Source organism: Citrobacter sp. RHBSTW-01013, from assembly GCF_013781985.1.
Taxonomy (GTDB): Bacteria; Pseudomonadota; Gammaproteobacteria; order Enterobacterales; family Enterobacteriaceae; genus Citrobacter; species Citrobacter braakii.
In genome coordinates, this window is the sequence record NZ_CP056185.1 from 4,035,661 (window position 1) to 4,051,546 (window position 15,886).

At 51.5% G+C, this 15,886-nt stretch carries 18 protein-coding genes; 2 read left to right on the forward strand and 16 right to left on the reverse strand.

The window, feature by feature from the left end; all coding sequences use genetic code 11:
• Positions 1-44 precede the first annotated feature (44 nt).
• The 9 genes from lafU to lafA form a co-directional block, all read right to left on the reverse strand.
• Entirely contained in the window at positions 45-1,043 is a 999-nt protein-coding gene (gene lafU / locus HV350_RS19425; protein WP_016151860.1) for a putative lateral flagellar export/assembly protein LafU, read from the reverse strand.
• 2 nt (positions 1,044-1,045) lie between these two features.
• Complete coding sequence (motA, locus tag HV350_RS19430) at positions 1,046-1,909, reverse strand: flagellar motor stator protein MotA (RefSeq protein ID WP_181629156.1); 864 nt, start codon at positions 1,907-1,909, stop codon at positions 1,046-1,048.
• 29 nt (positions 1,910-1,938) lie between these two features.
• Positions 1,939-2,655 carry a FliA/WhiG family RNA polymerase sigma factor gene (locus HV350_RS19435; protein WP_046275416.1) on the reverse strand — a complete coding sequence of 239 codons (717 nt, stop codon included), beginning with the start codon at positions 2,653-2,655 and terminating at the stop codon, positions 1,939-1,941.
• 20 nt (positions 2,656-2,675) lie between these two features.
• A complete protein-coding gene (locus tag HV350_RS19440) occupies positions 2,676-3,146 on the reverse strand; it encodes a flagellar basal body-associated FliL family protein (protein ID WP_047357630.1) in 471 nt (156 codons plus the stop codon).
• Positions 3,147-3,153: 7 nt separating this feature from the next.
• Complete coding sequence (locus HV350_RS19445; protein ID WP_181629157.1) at positions 3,154-4,329, reverse strand: flagellar hook-length control protein FliK; 1,176 nt, start codon at positions 4,327-4,329, stop codon at positions 3,154-3,156.
• On the reverse strand, positions 4,326-4,643 hold the full coding sequence (locus HV350_RS19450; RefSeq protein ID WP_016151855.1) for a hypothetical protein: 318 nt from the start codon (positions 4,641-4,643) through the stop codon (positions 4,326-4,328). The genes HV350_RS19445 and HV350_RS19450 overlap by 4 nt, the downstream gene beginning before the upstream one ends.
• 4 nt (positions 4,644-4,647) lie before the next feature.
• Positions 4,648-5,040: a flagellar export chaperone FliS gene (gene fliS / locus HV350_RS19455; protein ID WP_003843794.1), complete on the reverse strand. Its 393-nt coding sequence runs from the start codon at positions 5,038-5,040 to the stop codon at positions 4,648-4,650.
• Between the two features lie 33 nt (positions 5,041-5,073).
• A complete protein-coding gene (gene fliD, locus HV350_RS19460; RefSeq protein WP_049040790.1) occupies positions 5,074-6,399 on the reverse strand; it encodes a flagellar filament capping protein FliD in 1,326 nt (441 codons plus the stop codon).
• Between the two features lie 196 nt (positions 6,400-6,595).
• Positions 6,596-7,510, reverse strand: coding sequence for a lateral flagellin LafA (gene lafA / locus HV350_RS19465; RefSeq protein WP_181629159.1), 915 nt, complete (start codon positions 7,508-7,510; stop codon positions 6,596-6,598).
• Positions 7,511-8,065: 555 nt separating this feature from the next.
• Between lafA and HV350_RS19470 the strand changes: the two genes are divergently transcribed.
• Both HV350_RS19470 and HV350_RS19475 read left to right on the forward strand, forming a co-directional pair.
• On the forward strand, positions 8,066-9,016 hold the full coding sequence (locus HV350_RS19470; RefSeq protein ID WP_181629161.1) for a winged helix-turn-helix domain-containing protein: 951 nt from the start codon (positions 8,066-8,068) through the stop codon (positions 9,014-9,016).
• The gene (locus HV350_RS19475; protein ID WP_016151851.1) at positions 8,994-9,473 is read left to right on the forward strand and encodes a hypothetical protein; all 480 of its coding nucleotides are present in this window, start codon (positions 8,994-8,996) and stop codon (positions 9,471-9,473) included. Before HV350_RS19470 ends, HV350_RS19475 begins: the two co-directional genes overlap by 23 nt.
• Here HV350_RS19475 and HV350_RS19480 read toward each other — a convergent pair.
• From HV350_RS19480 to flgG, 7 genes are all read right to left on the reverse strand, one after another.
• On the reverse strand, positions 9,470-10,471 hold the full coding sequence (locus HV350_RS19480) for a flagellar hook-associated protein (protein ID WP_181629162.1): 1,002 nt from the start codon (positions 10,469-10,471) through the stop codon (positions 9,470-9,472). The two genes, HV350_RS19475 and HV350_RS19480, sit on opposite strands and share 4 nt — an antisense overlap.
• A gap of 25 nt (positions 10,472-10,496) precedes the next feature.
• Positions 10,497-11,426, reverse strand: a complete 930-nt coding sequence (flgL, locus tag HV350_RS19485; RefSeq protein WP_019076091.1) for a flagellar hook-associated protein FlgL — start codon at positions 11,424-11,426, stop codon at positions 10,497-10,499.
• Positions 11,427-11,443: 17 nt separating this feature from the next.
• Positions 11,444-12,820, reverse strand: coding sequence for a flagellar hook-associated protein FlgK (flgK, locus tag HV350_RS19490; protein WP_047357628.1), 1,377 nt, complete (start codon positions 12,818-12,820; stop codon positions 11,444-11,446).
• Positions 12,821-12,918: 98 nt separating this feature from the next.
• Positions 12,919-13,221, reverse strand: a complete 303-nt coding sequence (locus tag HV350_RS19495; protein WP_029139422.1) for a rod-binding protein — start codon at positions 13,219-13,221, stop codon at positions 12,919-12,921.
• An 8-nt stretch (positions 13,222-13,229) separates the two neighbouring features.
• Positions 13,230-14,351, reverse strand: coding sequence for a flagellar basal body P-ring protein FlgI (locus HV350_RS19500; protein ID WP_016151847.1), 1,122 nt, complete (start codon positions 14,349-14,351; stop codon positions 13,230-13,232).
• A 14-nt stretch (positions 14,352-14,365) separates the two neighbouring features.
• The gene (flgH, locus tag HV350_RS19505; protein WP_029139421.1) at positions 14,366-15,031 is read right to left on the reverse strand and encodes a flagellar basal body L-ring protein FlgH; all 666 of its coding nucleotides are present in this window, start codon (positions 15,029-15,031) and stop codon (positions 14,366-14,368) included.
• A gap of 68 nt (positions 15,032-15,099) precedes the next feature.
• Entirely contained in the window at positions 15,100-15,885 is a 786-nt protein-coding gene (gene flgG, locus HV350_RS19510) for a flagellar basal-body rod protein FlgG (protein WP_019076088.1), read from the reverse strand.
• Between the last annotated feature and the right edge of the window lies 1 nt (position 15,886).

Here is a 15,886-nt window from a genome sequence, read left to right on the forward strand (position 1 = left end):
GAGGAATAAATTGCCCCCACGTTGCGTGGGGGACGGGAACAGAATTAATGAGTGACGGGAGCAGATTGTTGACGTAAAGAAGTCACCTGCTTTTGCTTGTCCAGCTTATCAACCAGCGGTTGCACAACCTTCTCTCCCTGCTGGCCAAAATATTGATACAACGTATCGGAAGCGCTTTGCGTCAGCACCATGATCTCAATACGACGGTTCCCGGCACTTTCCGGGTTTTTCGCATCCAGCAGCATTTGGTCCGCCATCGCGCTGACCTGCATGACTTTATTCTGCGGCATTCCGGCATCCTCCAGCACGCGTCGCGCCGACAAAGCGCGGTCGCCGGAGAGGTTCCAGTTGTTGTAAATGTTACTCTTATAGCTCATCGCGTCTGTATGCCCGGTGATGATTATCTTGTTATCCAGCGAGTCAAACACGGGAGTCAGTTCAACCAGCAGCGATTTAAAGAACGGCATAATCCTGGCGCTACCGCGCTCAAACATATTGCGATTCTGGTCATCTTTAATCAGTACGCGCAGCCCCTGAGGAACAATCTCCATCTCGAGGTTAGTTTCCATATGCGCATTGCGGGCGATAACGTTAATGTCGGTCGCCAGTTCGCCCAATTCGCGGGCTGATTTTTGTTTCAGCAGCACCGCTTTTTCATTCACATCCAGCGCCTTTTTCGCGTTCTCTTCCGTAATTTTCGCCGTCTCCTGCGGGTTGACGGTTTTATCGAGTTTGTTGCGCGTGACGTTTTTCTTCTGCGCTCCCGGCGCTATCGGCTGCTTGCCCAGCTTATTTAACGGCGCCATACCGCCACCGTTAAAGATTGACTGACCATGCAGCGCCGCCACGATATTTTCGCGGTCAGCTTTACTGACGCTGTTCACAATCCACAACGTCATAAACAACGCCATCATCGCCAGCGTAAAGTCAGCAAATGCCACCTTCCACGCTCCCCCATGATGACCTGCATGATTCTTTTTGATTTGTCGGCGGATAATGGTGGTTTTCGCGCCGCGATCGCGACGATTTGGCCCCTTCCTCATGCTTATTCTTGCTCCAGCATCGCATTCACCCACGCATCCAGATTAGCGAATGTGGGTTTGGAAGCCAGATGAAGAAGTTTACGTCCCGCATCAACCGCCAGCAGCGTCGGCTTACCGCCCGCCTGCGCCACCAGCACGGTACGTACACATTCGAGTAGCGAATGTTCCGCCCGCGCCTGCTGTTCCATGGCGTTTGCCAGCGGATCCATCACGCAATAACAGATGAAGACCCCTAAGAATGTCCCCACCAGCGCCGCCGCCACTTTCAGGCCGATAAGCGCAATGGAACCATCAATTGACTGCATGGTGATGATGATACCCAGCACCGCCGCGCAAATGCCGAAGCCAGGCATCGCCTCGGCGGTACGCTGCAGGGAGCGCGAAGGGGTTAACAGCGATTCTTCCGCGGTATCCAGTTCCTGATCGAGGATCCCTTCCAGCTCGTGGGCATCAATTTTCCCCATCGCCATCAGACGGAAATTATCGGCGATAAAGGTCACCAGTCGTTTCTGGGTCAGTACCAGCGGGTATTTCTGGAAAATGGTACTCTCTTCCGGCTGTTCGATATGCTGATCCAACATACGCAGACCGCCGTTTTGCACCATTTCCAGCAGTTCATACAGGCACATCAGCAACTGACGCTGGAACTCCGGCCCCATTTTCTTTTTGCTGACCACGCCTTTGATCTGGTGAGCAATCTCTTTAAGCACATGCATTGGGTTACCGATAATCATCGCCCCCAGACCGGCCCCCAAGATAATAATAATTTCTGCCGGCTGCCAGATAGCAATTAACTGTCCGCCAGCCTCAAAGTAGCCACCAAATACGCAGCCTAAAACCACCAATAAACCAAAAATCTTTTGCATTACGTCCTCCGCATGTTGATTCGGAATTGTTAATCTGGATATAAACAATCACGAATCTTGTGCGTGATTTTTTTATTCATTTGACAAATTCGAGCTTCAGTCAGCCCTAATACCAGCGCGATTTCTTTTAAATTCATATCGTGCTGGTAATACATTGAGAGCACCAGTCCCTCCTTTTCGCTGAGTTGGCTCAGGGCATAACCCAGCATTTCCTGCGTGACGAATTGTTCTTCAAGCCCCCGCCCTTCGAGCGGCGCAATCGGTATATCGCCATTCAGTAATTCATCCAGGCTGGCCAGCGACTCGGCACCTTCCAGCTGTTGATATTCCTGATAATCTTCAGACGACAAACCCAACCGGGAAAGCTCTTCCCATGAGGGTTCATGCCCGAGCTGAGTACGCGCATCACGAATCAAATCTTTAATCTGATGGTATTTTTGTCGTAGCTGACGAGGCCGCCAGTCGAGGCTGCGCAGCTCATCGAGTATGGCTCCGCGGATACGATGGACGGCATAACCGGCAAAGCCCTCATCCGGTTGACCATAGCGGCGAATCGCATTCAGCAATCCCATCAGCGCCGTTTGCTCCATATCCTGCCTGTCCATAACGCAGGTACATTGCGGCGCAAGTTGACGCACCACTTTGCGCACCAAAGGAAGATAAGCCTGTAAATAATGGCTCTCTTGCTTTGGCGTTAGCACGGGCGTCGCATTAAAATCTTCTGACTCGTAAGCATCCTGGATCATGTTATTTCCTGGCTTGTCGCTTATTGAAACACGACTTTTTTCACCAATATGTCCTTATACGGTGTCGCCATTTTGCGTTTCGCTAATTCAATTTTCAGATTTTCAAAAACTTTCTTTCTGATATCGGAGATCTTCAGCGCCCGAATCTCTTCATATTTCATATTCGAAAGTTCATCTACCGTAATACTTTGATAGAGCGGTTCGTCTTTCTTAATTTTTTCAGCGTCTTTCTCTGAATCAACGACCATTACCAGCTCTGCCACCATGTATCGGTCTGTCCCTTCACTATCATGAAGCGTAACCACCGTTTCCGGCAGAGAGACAAATATGCTGCTGCTCTCATCCTGATTTTCTTCGGGTATCTCAGCAGGTTTTGCTGCCTTAGCTGTCGCACCTTTATTCATAAAATGATAAATACCCCATCCAGCCCCACCAGCAATACCCAGAGCAACGACAGAGCTGATCACACACGCAATAACAATTTTCTTCATCTTGCTTTTACACTTTGATCAGAACGGATTCGTTCTGTTGAAATTGAGGTTCGTCGTTAAGCGTTAGCGCCGACGTCACCTCGTCCTGTTGATGACCTGACTGCTGTTGTTGCTGCTGCGATTGTCCCTCGGAAGAGACCTGAACATTCACTTCCATGAAGTTCTGCGCCGTGAGGTGCTGGCGTAAGTTCTCGCTAAATTGCTGCAACGAGCGGCAGACATCGCTCTGATTTGCGCCGATGTGCACCATCAGCTTTCCTGCGTCCAGCTGCACGGCAATTTCCAGTTTGCCCAGCGATGGCGGGTCTAGACGAATGGTCGACACCTGCTGTTGCTGACCCAACTGGAACTGAATTCTGTCTTTGAGCAGCGCGGTGAGCTTCTCGCCGAGCTCCTCTGTTGACAGCGTGGTAGGCGCGGAAACTTGCGTCGACACCACGTTGTGGTCGCTCAGGGCATTTACCGGCTGAGTTCCCTGCGCCGCCGTATTGAGCAAACTTTGCGACGCAAGCGATGGGTTAACCGTTACGCTATCCGTTTTTCTCACCGCCATCGGGCGAGGAACGGCGTGATCCGCTGACTTCACCCGGGCGGAAATTTGCTGTGAGGTCGAAAGCGAGACAGGTTCAGGCGCGATCGCTCGCAGATCCTGGGCGGAGAATGTCGCCAGTTTGGCCTGCTGATCCGGGGTTGCCTGGGGCAAATTCTCGGTGATCGATGCCAGTAACGTTTGCAGCTTTGGCGACAGTGACGATAAATCCGTGGCGTGCTGCTCAGCCGACGGCATGGATTGTTTTCCTTGCCCGGCCATCGCGCTCGCCAGTTGACGCAAAAGCGCAGACCCCGTCCCCGTAGTTTGCGCCTGCGTCAGCATTTTCAGCATCTCACCGTCAGGCTGCTTCTGCGCCGCCGCAGGCGTTAACGGCTGTGCCGGTTGCGCCAGTAACATCGCCAGCAATGCCTGCATGGCCGCAGGATCTGCATCATCGCGTTGATGCTCAGGCAACGACGCCTGCTGTTGGTTTATTTTTGCGCCGATCAAACGTTCAGTCACCGCGTTAAGCCCGGCCTGCGGTAAAGAAAACGTGCTGCCGCTCGTTGACGTTGTTGGGGCCGAAATAGCCGCCTTTTCCGGTGTGGCCTCTGCCAACGCACTGGCCGAGGCCAGTAATACAGGATTCATGCCTTCTCCGAAATTAAATTAACCATTGAGTACGCCAACATTCCTTCCTGATTTTGCTGATGTTGATCCATGCGCGCTTTGAGTTCTTCCGCACGCTGCGTTCGTCGGGCAATCAGCACCTCAAACGCCGCATGCAGGGTGTCTTTGACCTCTCGCAACGCGGTGGCATCGGTTTCCCAGGCGGCATAATCATGAAAAACGCGCATCACCTGCTGATGCAGGCCGGGTAATCGGCGCCAACGCTTTCGATCCAGCGCCTCGTTCATCTCTTTTACCAGGGCATAAAGCTGCTGTTGCTGACGCTCTCTTTCCATCGTCTTATCCCAGCTTTGCCGACAGACCTTCCCAGCCTGTGCGTAGATTGGTCAGGATGAGGATCACTTCATCAATTTTTTCCAGCGACAATTCGCCGCTGGCTTCATACAGGCGGTAGACGCAGTGGTCATACAGCCGGGACAAATTCACCACCAACTCGCCGCCCGTTTCAAACTCCAGCGAGCTGGTTAAGGCGTTGAGAATATCGATGCATTTGTTGATGCTTTGCGCCTTGCGCTCATAGCGTTTGTTCTCAATGTGGCTTTTGGCGCGTTCCAGCTCGTCCATCAGCCCCGAAAACAGCACCAGCACCAGCTCTAATGGCGATGCTGCTGCGGTACGCGCAGCAAGATCCATCTCTTTGTATTGCGAATAACCATCCTGCGTGTCGTACATGTTGATTCTCAATCCTTCTCTTAAATCAGCCGGTTACATAAACGCGGCCATACTCATTTTCATGGTGTACGTTTCCACCAGCGTATTGGTGTACTCTTCCACATAGCGCTCGTAGTTGGTGTTATAGGTTTCAGTCAGCTGATCGCTTTCGTCCTGAATTTTGCTCTGCTGGTCATCAATGTTTTCCTGGCGCAGGGCGATGATGCCGTTGCTGGAATCCAGATAGCTTTCCATCAGGTCGTCCATCTGCGCGACCATGCTGTCCTCCCCGACAAAAATAGCGGTCAAACCGTCCGGGTTTTCTTCCATTGCTTCGCTGAACTGAGTGGAGTCAATTTGTAAGTGACCGTCGGAATCCAGCGTGATGCCATAATCAACAATCGACACGCCACCGTAAGACGCGTGAGCAATATCATCCATCTGATTTGCCAGCGAATTCATCCCGGCGTCCCCCGCAAAAACCCCGGACGCTGTGTCGTCATCGCCGTAGCTGGTCAGTGAATCGATGGTGTCGACCAAGGTGTTGTAGGCATCAACAAAGGTCTGTACTTTGGCCTGCGATCCGCTGGAGTCTTCCGCGACGGTAAAAGTGGTCACATCGTTAGGATCATCAGGATCGCTAACCTCAGAAAAAGTCATCGTCACGCCGGGGATCACATCGTCAAAGGTATTGGTGCTGCTGGTGATCGCAGGGCCATCCTCGTTACCGAGGTGAATAATGGCGTCCTGCGCTTGCGTTATCTGTTGTTCACTGGAGGATTCCGCCGTAGCCAGATCGGTGTTACCCGAAACGCTCACCGAAAAACCGCTTTGCTCACCGGTGGTATCAGAGGTCAGCATGATGGTGGTCGTGCCGTCGGTCTTAACCAATGCCGCCGACACGCCTGGGTTATCGTCCGAGTTATTAATCGCATCAACCAGTTCACTGGCATCAACACAGTTATCGCCATCCTCATCGACCGTAGACAGGTCAATATCCATGGTTGTGCCGTCATCCATGGTTATCTCAAATGAACCCGTCGCGGCGTAAGTATCGTCGCTCATGCTGAACGTGGTTTGTTGCCCCTGAGCTAACTGCGAAACATAAAATGAATAGGTCCCCGCCTGTGCCTGCGAGTTAGCCGACACCGTATTCGACTCATTATTTGTGGTGGCGGAAAACGTCAGTGGGCCGTCGGTGTCGCTGTTCAGCGCATCGATTGCCGTCTGAAAATCAGTCAGCGCGGTACTTAGCGAGTCCAGACCGCTGCTCTCAGCATTCAACTCGTTCTGTTGGTTCTGCAGATTCGTCGCCTGGGTGGCAATATCGGCGTAGGCAAATTGTTGTGCTAATTTTTGGATCGGACTCGTATAGCTCATGATCAATGACTCCGTGCAACGTTATTTATGTAAAAGCAAAATACATGCCAATAATTTTTATAATTAAAATTCAGTAAGTTAACTTAATGGCGGAAATGATTTTTCCCTTCCCCAGGAAGGTTTCCAGGTAAAAGCCAGGTCGCTGAAAGCACAACACCGCCGGGTGGCGGTGTTGGAAATGACGTTAAGTCAGGAATTACTGCAGCAGGCTGGAAACCATGCTGGACATGCTGTTGGACTGCTTCAGCATGGTGATGCCGGTTTGCATCAGCACCTGTTGCTGGGTCATGTTGGACGCTTCCGTCGCGTAGTCGGTATCCATAATGTTACCGATCGCCACTTCAGTGTTGTCCTGCATGCTGGTCAGGTTAGCGGCGGTATCGTTCAGACGGTTGATAGATGCACCCAGTTTGGACTGGATCTTAGACACGTCGTCCATTGCAGTCTGGATAGTAGTGATCATCTGGTTTGCAGAACCAGAAGCGGTCAGCTCAGTACCACCGGAAATGCCTGCAGTACCGGTCGCATCTAACTGATCAGCTTCGAAAGAGTTGCTAACGCTGTTTAAATCGGTAACCAGAGAGTCCAGTTGGCTGGAGATATCAACGGTCATGGTGTCAGAAGATTCAGCACCAACCTGGAAGGTTACCGCCCCCTGGAACAGACCGTCTTTGCCGGTGTTGCTGGTACCGGAAACACCGAACAGGTTGGTGCCGCCGTAAGTGGTGTTCTGCAGCATATCGGACATCTGCTGACCCAGTTCGTCGTATTCGTCCTGCATCGCCTGCAAATCTTCGTCGCTGTAGGTTCCGTTCGCTGCCTGAGTGGACAGGTCTTTCATACGGCCCAGTACGTCGGTCATTTCGTCAAACATGCTGTCTGCAGTTTGCAGCATCGCAGTCGCGTCCTGAATGTTGCTCAGCGCAACGCCCATACCACTGGACTGCGCAGTCAGACGGTTGGCAATCTGTTTGCCCGCAGCATCATCTGCAGAAGAGTTAATACGGTTACCTGTCGCCAGACGTTCCATAGAAGTAGACAGTGATGCGCTGCTTTTGTTGATAGCGTTAACAGCGGACATTGATGCGGTATTAGTATTAATCGATAACATGGTACTGCTCCTTGGGAATAATCGTTTTCGTTTCGATACTCTGTAAAAACGACCACCCCTTCGGAAAACTTAAAGCGCTGCAGAAAAATTTTTTACGCCTTGCACAACATCGTTAACGCGAGAGATAAAACGTCTCTCACCTCTATTTTAGCTTTCCGTGCTCCTCACCAAAACAATCACTACATAAGGAAGATCTCAATCAAGATTTAATTAAAAGATTATTAGAAATATCTAATAACGACCCGATCGATTACGCACCTGCTATGTTAACCTTATGATAAAAATAAGATTATACTTAGATAAAAATGTTTTAAAGCGCCTGGTTATAACTTTATTTTACATTTGGTTGCAAATGCCCTGTATTTTTATATTGTGAGTCTCAGACACTTTCGCTACATTTCCAATCCTCTTTTGCACAGCATAAAAAACACTCAACACCGATTTACCTGCTGTTTCTCAGGCAGAAGACATCTCAATTTCTCCAGAATTTTAATGCACTGATTTTTAACGGTGTGACACCAGGGATATAAAAATCTTGCGCGGGTATAATAAACCATGAGTATTGTAGTCAACAATTGGCGGATGGACTCTTCGCTTAATGCGTTAATCCACTGTGAAACAGGTGAGATACGTCGCCTGGGCGAATACCATTTTATTCTGTTAGAGACATTAGCTAAAAATGCCGATGTTGTTTTATCTCGTTCATTTTTAATGACCGCTGTCTGGAAGAATCGCATCGTCGGTGGAAATAGTCTGCCGACAGCCGTTCACGCCCTGCGCGTCGCTATTGATGATGATGGTAAACAACAAGAAATTATAAAAACCATACCAAAAAAAGGGTATTTGTTTAATAAACTCTATCTAACTGAAATCATTGCTCCTAGTGAAAATAAGGTTGATGACAGCGCCAGTGAGGTAACCGAAGAGAATGCTGAGGTAGTTGAAATCCTCGCGTCTGAGGAGCAACTGCCATCAACAACAACAGAAAAAATAACTTTAAATAACAGTTCATTACATGAAGCCAGCAAGAAAAAACTGGCAACCAAACATCATCCTTATCGGGCTGTTCTGATTACCTTGCCCGTTATCGTTGTCGCTCTGTCGCTGTTTGCACTGATCTCTTATTTTAAAGCACCATCAGCCACTAAAACGGAAGAAACTCCACAACTGGTTAAAGAAATGCTTGAAAATGCCAACCGTATTACGGTCTATCAACTTTACGATCCAGGTGAGAATAAGAAATCGTTATCGCTTGTTTCAAAACATATTCTTCCTGGTATAGAGCAAATCAATCAACTGTTGGTCGCGCATAGCGCCTCGATGACCCTTTATTATCGGGTCTCGTTGAACAAACTCGCACTTGATATTGTGATGAGCAATCAATGCAATGATAGCTGGCAGTTAGCACTAAGCTTTGATAACTGGCTAAATAAAGATAACGAAATGAATGGTATTTTAATTAAAGAAGTGGAGAAAATGTTAAATGAAATGCCAAAATGCAAATAATTACGCTTTTTATATCCTGGCTATTTCCTCCCTATTTTTTAGTTTTCTGGCCCATGCCCACATTGAGCACACGGTTATTGCCTATTATGATCTTAACGCCGGAAGGAATGCACATTACCAACTTATTCTGAGCCCACAACACAAGGATACGGCCCTTACGCTCATCCCTTTGGAACATAATAACCAGGTTCCTTCAGTATTCGAGATCTCCACTTGCCTTAATCGTTCTACAGAATCATCTCAACAAGGTGAGCTTCATTTTAGCGATGCGAAAGCGGATAATAACGATCTCCGCTTATCCAATTTCAGTTCCTTTATTGTTGAGCATAACCTTCATACGTGGTGGATTCATTTAAACCCGCAGCAAAATTTGCTCTTCACTCAGGATGTAGGAGGCCTGTTAATCACAGACCCCTCGGCATTTACCTTTTCGACAACATCTTGTCAGCAGAATTAACTTAATAAGCTACGGACAGTCTGGCTGGAAAGCCGGGCTTGTCCGTTGACCGCCTGGGCTAAAACCTGATAGTTGTGATTAGCATGATCCAGTACCCCGCCCAGTGATTCAGATGCTTTAACCGCACTTTCTGCCTGTGGAAAACGCGCCATACCGTCAATCAGCTGCCGGGCCTTCTCCTGCTGCGCGGCCATTTGCGCGCGCTGATCGCCAATCGCATCCAGCGCCTGCTGTAACCCATCCTGAGTGCGGGAACTGCCCTGCGCGATATGTTGCAGAAGCTCATCTGAACGAGAGGGATCGGCAAATGTCTTTAGCAGAGTAAACGCCGAGGACTTCGCGTCAACATCGCGTACGCTCAGGGTTTGTTGGATCTGCTGCCATTGCTTCTCCGTCGTGGAAAAGCTCAGCGCCCCCTGCTGATCGTGCACCTGTACACCGACACGGCGCAGCGCGTTGCTCATCATCATTTTGTATTGACCAGGATCCAGGTCCTCGCCTACCACCACCGCAGAGTGCTGCGTCTGCCTCCCGTCAGAAACACTGAACATGCGTGAACTTATCGCGTTTTTTTGCAGCATCTGCACCAGTTCAGGCGAGTGAAAAGTGACGCGTGCCTCGCCCTGTAAAACCGGACGCAACTGCCTGTCGACCGCATCACCGGACAATGCTGGCCGTTTTTCCAGCCACTGGGTAAGTTCTGCCCCCTTCTGCTGCAGCGCCTGTCCGCCGCGGCGAGAGGCGTGACGAAAGTCCAGCAAATGCTGCTCCAGTTGACCCAGGTAGTGGTCAGCTTGCTGCAGCGTGGTGAGCTGATCGTTAAGCTGCACGCTGTAGCGCTGAGGCCGGGTAGTAATAAGGGGTGAGGCCGGGTAATCACTCGCCGTTGCGGGTAACTTTTGACGGACAGGGGCATTCTGCGCAACGGTATGCTGCTGCACAGAAGGATTAAGCGCTCCGCTACCGGAGAGTGATGTTGTATTTAAACCGACCTGCATACTATTCCTGAGCTACTGCTAACTGTTAAATCACACTGAAAAGGTTTAACTCACTCACTTTGGAGTAGGTTTTTAAGGTGGCTTCCATCGCCATTTCCAGACCGGTAAAGGTAATGGAGGCTGGGCCATAATCCAGATCGCTCAACTGACTGATAAGCTGATCGTTGGAGGTAGTGATATCCGTCTGAGCACTGCTCAGCATGCTCATCGTATTCTGCGTTTCACCAATGGTGGCTATAGAAGCGTTGAGCGCGTCTGAGGCCACATCCACCGTATCAATGGCATTTTGAATATCGCTTTGCACCTGTGGATCGGCAGGGTCAACCGACGGATCCTGTAATTCTTTCGACAACGACGTCAGAGTGTTCAGAACGTCGAGGCTATCGCCGAAGAAATCGCTGACTGCCACATTGGTATCAACCTCAACGCCATTGGACACCGTGGTCTGGCGATGATCGTCGTTACCCTGATAGGTATAACTGTCAGTCACCCCGTCACCGTCCTCATCTACCGCGACAATGGGCGGTTGATCGTTCACCGTCCCGCCAAACACATAGTGACCGTCTTCATCCTGATAATTCAGCGCCGAGACCATCGCTTCGGTCATCGACTGAATATCCTGCCCCAGGCTGGATAACGACTCGGCGGTGTTGGTGCCGTTGGCGGCCTCCAGCAGATCGTCGCGGATCGCTAACAGATCGTTATTCACGCCATCCAGAATAGACTCCTGCTGGCTCATCCCCGCCGAGGCGGAATCAATATTAGTTTGATACTGATCGAGAGCCGATTGCTGGCGGTTAAGCTGGGTGATTCGTGTCGCAGCGATAGGATCGTCTGACGGCAGCAGAATACTTTTCCCTGTCGCCATCTGCGTGACAACGTGGGAAAGATCGCTGGAAAGGTCGTTAAAACTCTGCGTCATAGACACATAGGATTGTTGGGTAGACACGCGCATGATAATAGCCCTCCAGATTAACTACACATTTCCAGCACAGAGTCGAAAATATCTGCGCCCGTTGAGATAACTTTGAGGTTGGCCTCGTAAATTTGCTGGTAGGTAATGAGGTTCACCGCTTCTTCATCCATGCTGACGCCGCTGACGCTGCTCTGCTGGTTCTGTGCTTCGGAGTACACGTTCGCCGCCGCTTGCGCTTCCGTCTGGTTTTGCTGGCTGTAAATACCGATGTTACTGATGATTGATGAACAGGCTTCGCCTACGGTTACGCTACCAAGCCCCTCGATATCTAACGGTTCGGTTGAGAGGTTGATCAGCGCCTGCAGGTTATCGCTGTTGCCGCTTTCATCCGGCGAACTGGAAAACGCCAGCTCATCGGCGGTGATATCGGGGTTCACTTCCAGCGGGCCATCCGATGAGTTTTCGTCATAAATAAACAGCGGCTCGCCGGGATTTCCGTTCAGGTCGTAGCCCTGCGCCAGTTGGGTATTAACCGCATCGGCAAACTGCTCTGCCATGCTGTTAATCGTCCCCGTCAATGGCGTCAGTACCTCATTCTGATAATCAAACAGCGCGCCCAGCGAGCCGCCGGTATCAGTGTTCATGGATGACGTGGTTCCGGCGAACGTCAGCGACATGCTCTGCGTGCCGTCGGCGTTGGTTTCCAGTTCGAGGGTGGAACTCTCTTGCCCGCTCACCAACGGCTGACCGTTTTGCAGCGTGACGTTGTAGTTACCTTCATCATCAATATTGACCTGAACATCCATGATGCCGCTCAGTTCTTCCACCATCTGGTCGCGCGCATCGTAGAGCGCAGACGCGTTATCCCCGTTGGCTTCGGCTTCAGTGATCTGCTGGTTATAGCTGGCAATACCGCTGGTAAGCGTATTCACCTGCGCCACCATCGCCTGCTCCTGACTAACGATTTCACTGCTTTGCGAATCGATATAATCAAGGGTGTTATCCACGCGCAGCGCCAGCGCGCCGGACTCGCTGATCACCTGCTCACGCAGAGCAGAGTCATCCGGGCTGGTGGTGGCTGCGTTTAGCGCGGCAAAAAAGTTGTCAAAGCCGCCGCTCAGGCTGCTGTTATCATCACTGAGCACGGTTTCCAGTTGAGTTAAATACGTCTGCTGGGTGTTGTAATAGCCGTAATCGCTGGCGGCATACCAGACCTGGTTCACCTGATACTGGTTGGATACCCGGCGAATACTGTCCACCTGCACACCGTTACCCGCACTGTTCGCCGAGCCTGAGCTGGCGCCAATAGTACTGGTGACGGCCACCTGCCGGGTATAACCGTCGGTCATGGCGTTCGCCGTGTTTTGCGCCGTTACGTTAAGCTCCACCTGCGCAGTTGATGCGCCGCTGTAGCCAATGTTAATCATGTCCATCAAAGAGTCCTCGCCGGTCAGTTCCCCGGTCTGTCGTTAACAACCTTGCCGATTAAAAGCGGCGAAAAAACCTCAGTTCTTAAGCCGCCGCGCAACCTTTATCCTTTGTGATGCGGGGAGAGCTGTTTAACGATCATCGCCGCAATCCCAATACCGTGCTGCTGGGCCAGGCTGTTACATAACTGATCGTCGTAAAACCCCTGCATCATGCGCACCGAGTCGCTGTTAAACGGGTTATCTTTGGAGTCGAAGATCTCATTGGTTTTACGCATTTCTTTCAGCATGTTGCGTAAGAAAATGGCTTCAAACTGCTGGGCGGCTTTCTGCAAATCGTTATCTTTAATTTTCGGGCCCATTAACGCATCGCTACCGTCAATGCCCCCGCTATGATTCACTTTGATGTCGGCCATTAAATGACCTCCAGATCGGCATCCAGTGCCCCGGCTTCATGCAGGGCCTGTAAAATGGACATAATGTCGTCCGGCGTGGCCCCGAGACTGTTGAGCGCATTAACCAGCGTTTTCAGGCTGCTGGATTCAGGCAGCGTAATCATCCCCGGTCGGGCGTGATTCACCGAAATATTGCTCTGCGGCGTCACCGCCGTACGACCGCCGGCAAAGGCATTCGGCTGGCTGACGTTGCTGCTTTCATTGATGGAAACCGTCAGGCTGCCATGCGATACCGCCGCCGCGTGCAGGGCAATGCCATCCCCCATCACCACCGTGCCGGTACGCGAGTTAAACACCACGCGGGCGCGTACTTTTTCTGCCTGAACCTGGACGTCATCTAACTGAGACATAAAGGCAACGCGCGCCCCTGGGCTGGTTGGCGCACGAACGCTGACGTTGGTCGAGCTTTGTGCCGTAGCAATGCCGCCAAACGAGGCGTTGATCGCCGCCGCAATATTATTGGCATCTTTAAAGGAGGGACGTTTCAGATTAAGCGTAATGGTGTCACCCATCTGGAAATCGCTGGGAATTTCACGTTCGACTGACGCGCCATTCGGTATCAGTCCGGCAGTGGGGGTATTCACGGTCACGCTGGAGCCGCTAGCCCCGGTCGCGTTCATCCCGCCCACCACCACGCTCCCTTGTGCGAGGGCATAAACCTCCCCATCTGCGCCGTGTAGCTGGGTGAGCAATAACGTACCGCCGCGCAGGCTTTTGGCATCGCCAATCGACGAGACCGTGACATCAATGGTCTGCCCACGCGAGTACATTGGCGGCAGCATCGCGCTGACCGCTACCGCCGCGACGTTTTTCACCTTCGGATCGATTTTACCCGGCAGTTGTACCCCGAACTGGCGCAGCATGTTGGTAATAGTTTGGTTCGTGAATTTGACCTGGTTTTTATCCCCGGTTCCGTCCAGCCCCACCACCAGGCTGTAGCCAACAAGTTGGTTTTCCCTGATCCCCTGGACGTTGACCAGCGACTCCAGAGATTGCGCCTGCGTAGTGCCGGGCAGCACCAGGCTCAGGGCGATAACGATGCCGTTTAACGCCTTCATCCAGCGCCCGCTTATGTGTTGCATATTAAAATCCTGCATTAGATCGGGAAGAGAGGATGGTTAAACAGACGCGTCAGCCAGCCCGCCGCATTGGCATCGCTCAATGCGCCACGGCCCGCATAGGAGATACGCGCATCGGCAATGCGCTGCGATGAGACGGAGTTGTCGTTTTGAATATCATCGGCACGTACCAGACCACTCAGGCGAATGTACTCATCCCCCTGGTTGAGGGTGAGCCATTTTTCACCACGAATTTCCAGAATGCCGTTCGACTGTACCGAGTGCACCGACACCGTAATTTCGCCACGCAAACTGTTTTGCTGCTGCGAGGTCGCCGTCCCGTTGAAGTCGCGATTGGCGTCCACGGAAGCGGAAAGATTATCTTTGGTATGTCCAAAAAGAGTCGGTGCACCGATATCAACGGTATTGTTCTTGCCGAAATTGGTTTTCGCCTGTTTGCTCGACTGGGTGGATTCTTCCAGCATCACAGTCAGGATGTCGCCCACCCGATAGGCGCGGCGGTCTGCCGTCAGCGACCACTTGTAACCCGTTTCGAACACTCCTCCCGCGCGACCATCCGCCGTTGGCGGCAACTCGGTTTTGGGAGGAGCAAAGAATTCGTCATTTTTTTTGACCAGGAGGGCCTGCGATTCGCACCCGCTTAACAGGGGCAGCAGTACCACCAGCCAGAGATAATTTTTCACGTTCTGCCTGTTTACTTTAAATTTGCCGGATAAGGCGAAACCGCTATCCGGCATTTCACATTCTTGAATTACAGCGTCTGACTAATAAACTGCAGCATATCGTCTGCCGCAGAGACCATTTTGGCGTTCATCTCATAGGCGCGCTGCACGTTAATCATCGCCACCATTTCGTTGACAATATCCACATTCGAGCCTTCCAACGCGCTGTCCTGCAAGGTGCCCAGACCATCTTCCCCCGGAATACCTTCCGTCGGTTGACCGCTGGCTGCCGTTTCCAGATACAGGTTGTCGCCTTCGGCTGAAAGGCCCGCCGGGTTGGCGAAGTTCACCAGCGTTAGTTGCCCCAGTTCGGTCGGATCGCTGTCGCCGGGCAGGATCGCCGTCACGGTGCCATCTTCGCCAAATGCCACGTTGGTCGCGCCAGCGGGAACATCAATTTCCGGTTGCAGCGGCAAGCCCTGGGCGTTGGTTAGCACGCCGTCGGCGTTAATCTGCATATTGCCGTCACGGGTATACGCAATATCCCCGTTGGCCTTTTGCACCTGCCAGAACCCCTGCCCCATGATGGCCACGTTCATCGCATTGTCGGTGGTTTCCACATTCCCTTCGGTGAAGGTTTTTTGGGTTCCAACGATGCGCACACCGCTACCGAACTGCATTCCGGTCGGCATGATGTTGTTTTGATCGAGCATGGCGCCCGGCGCTTCCTGAGTCTGATAAAACAGATCCTGGAACATCACGCGGTCACGCTTAAAGCCCGTGGTGTTGACGTTGGCGATGTTGTTGGCAATCGCACTCATCTCAGCATCCTGCGCCGACAGGCCGGTTTTACTGATCCATAACGCTGCGTTCATA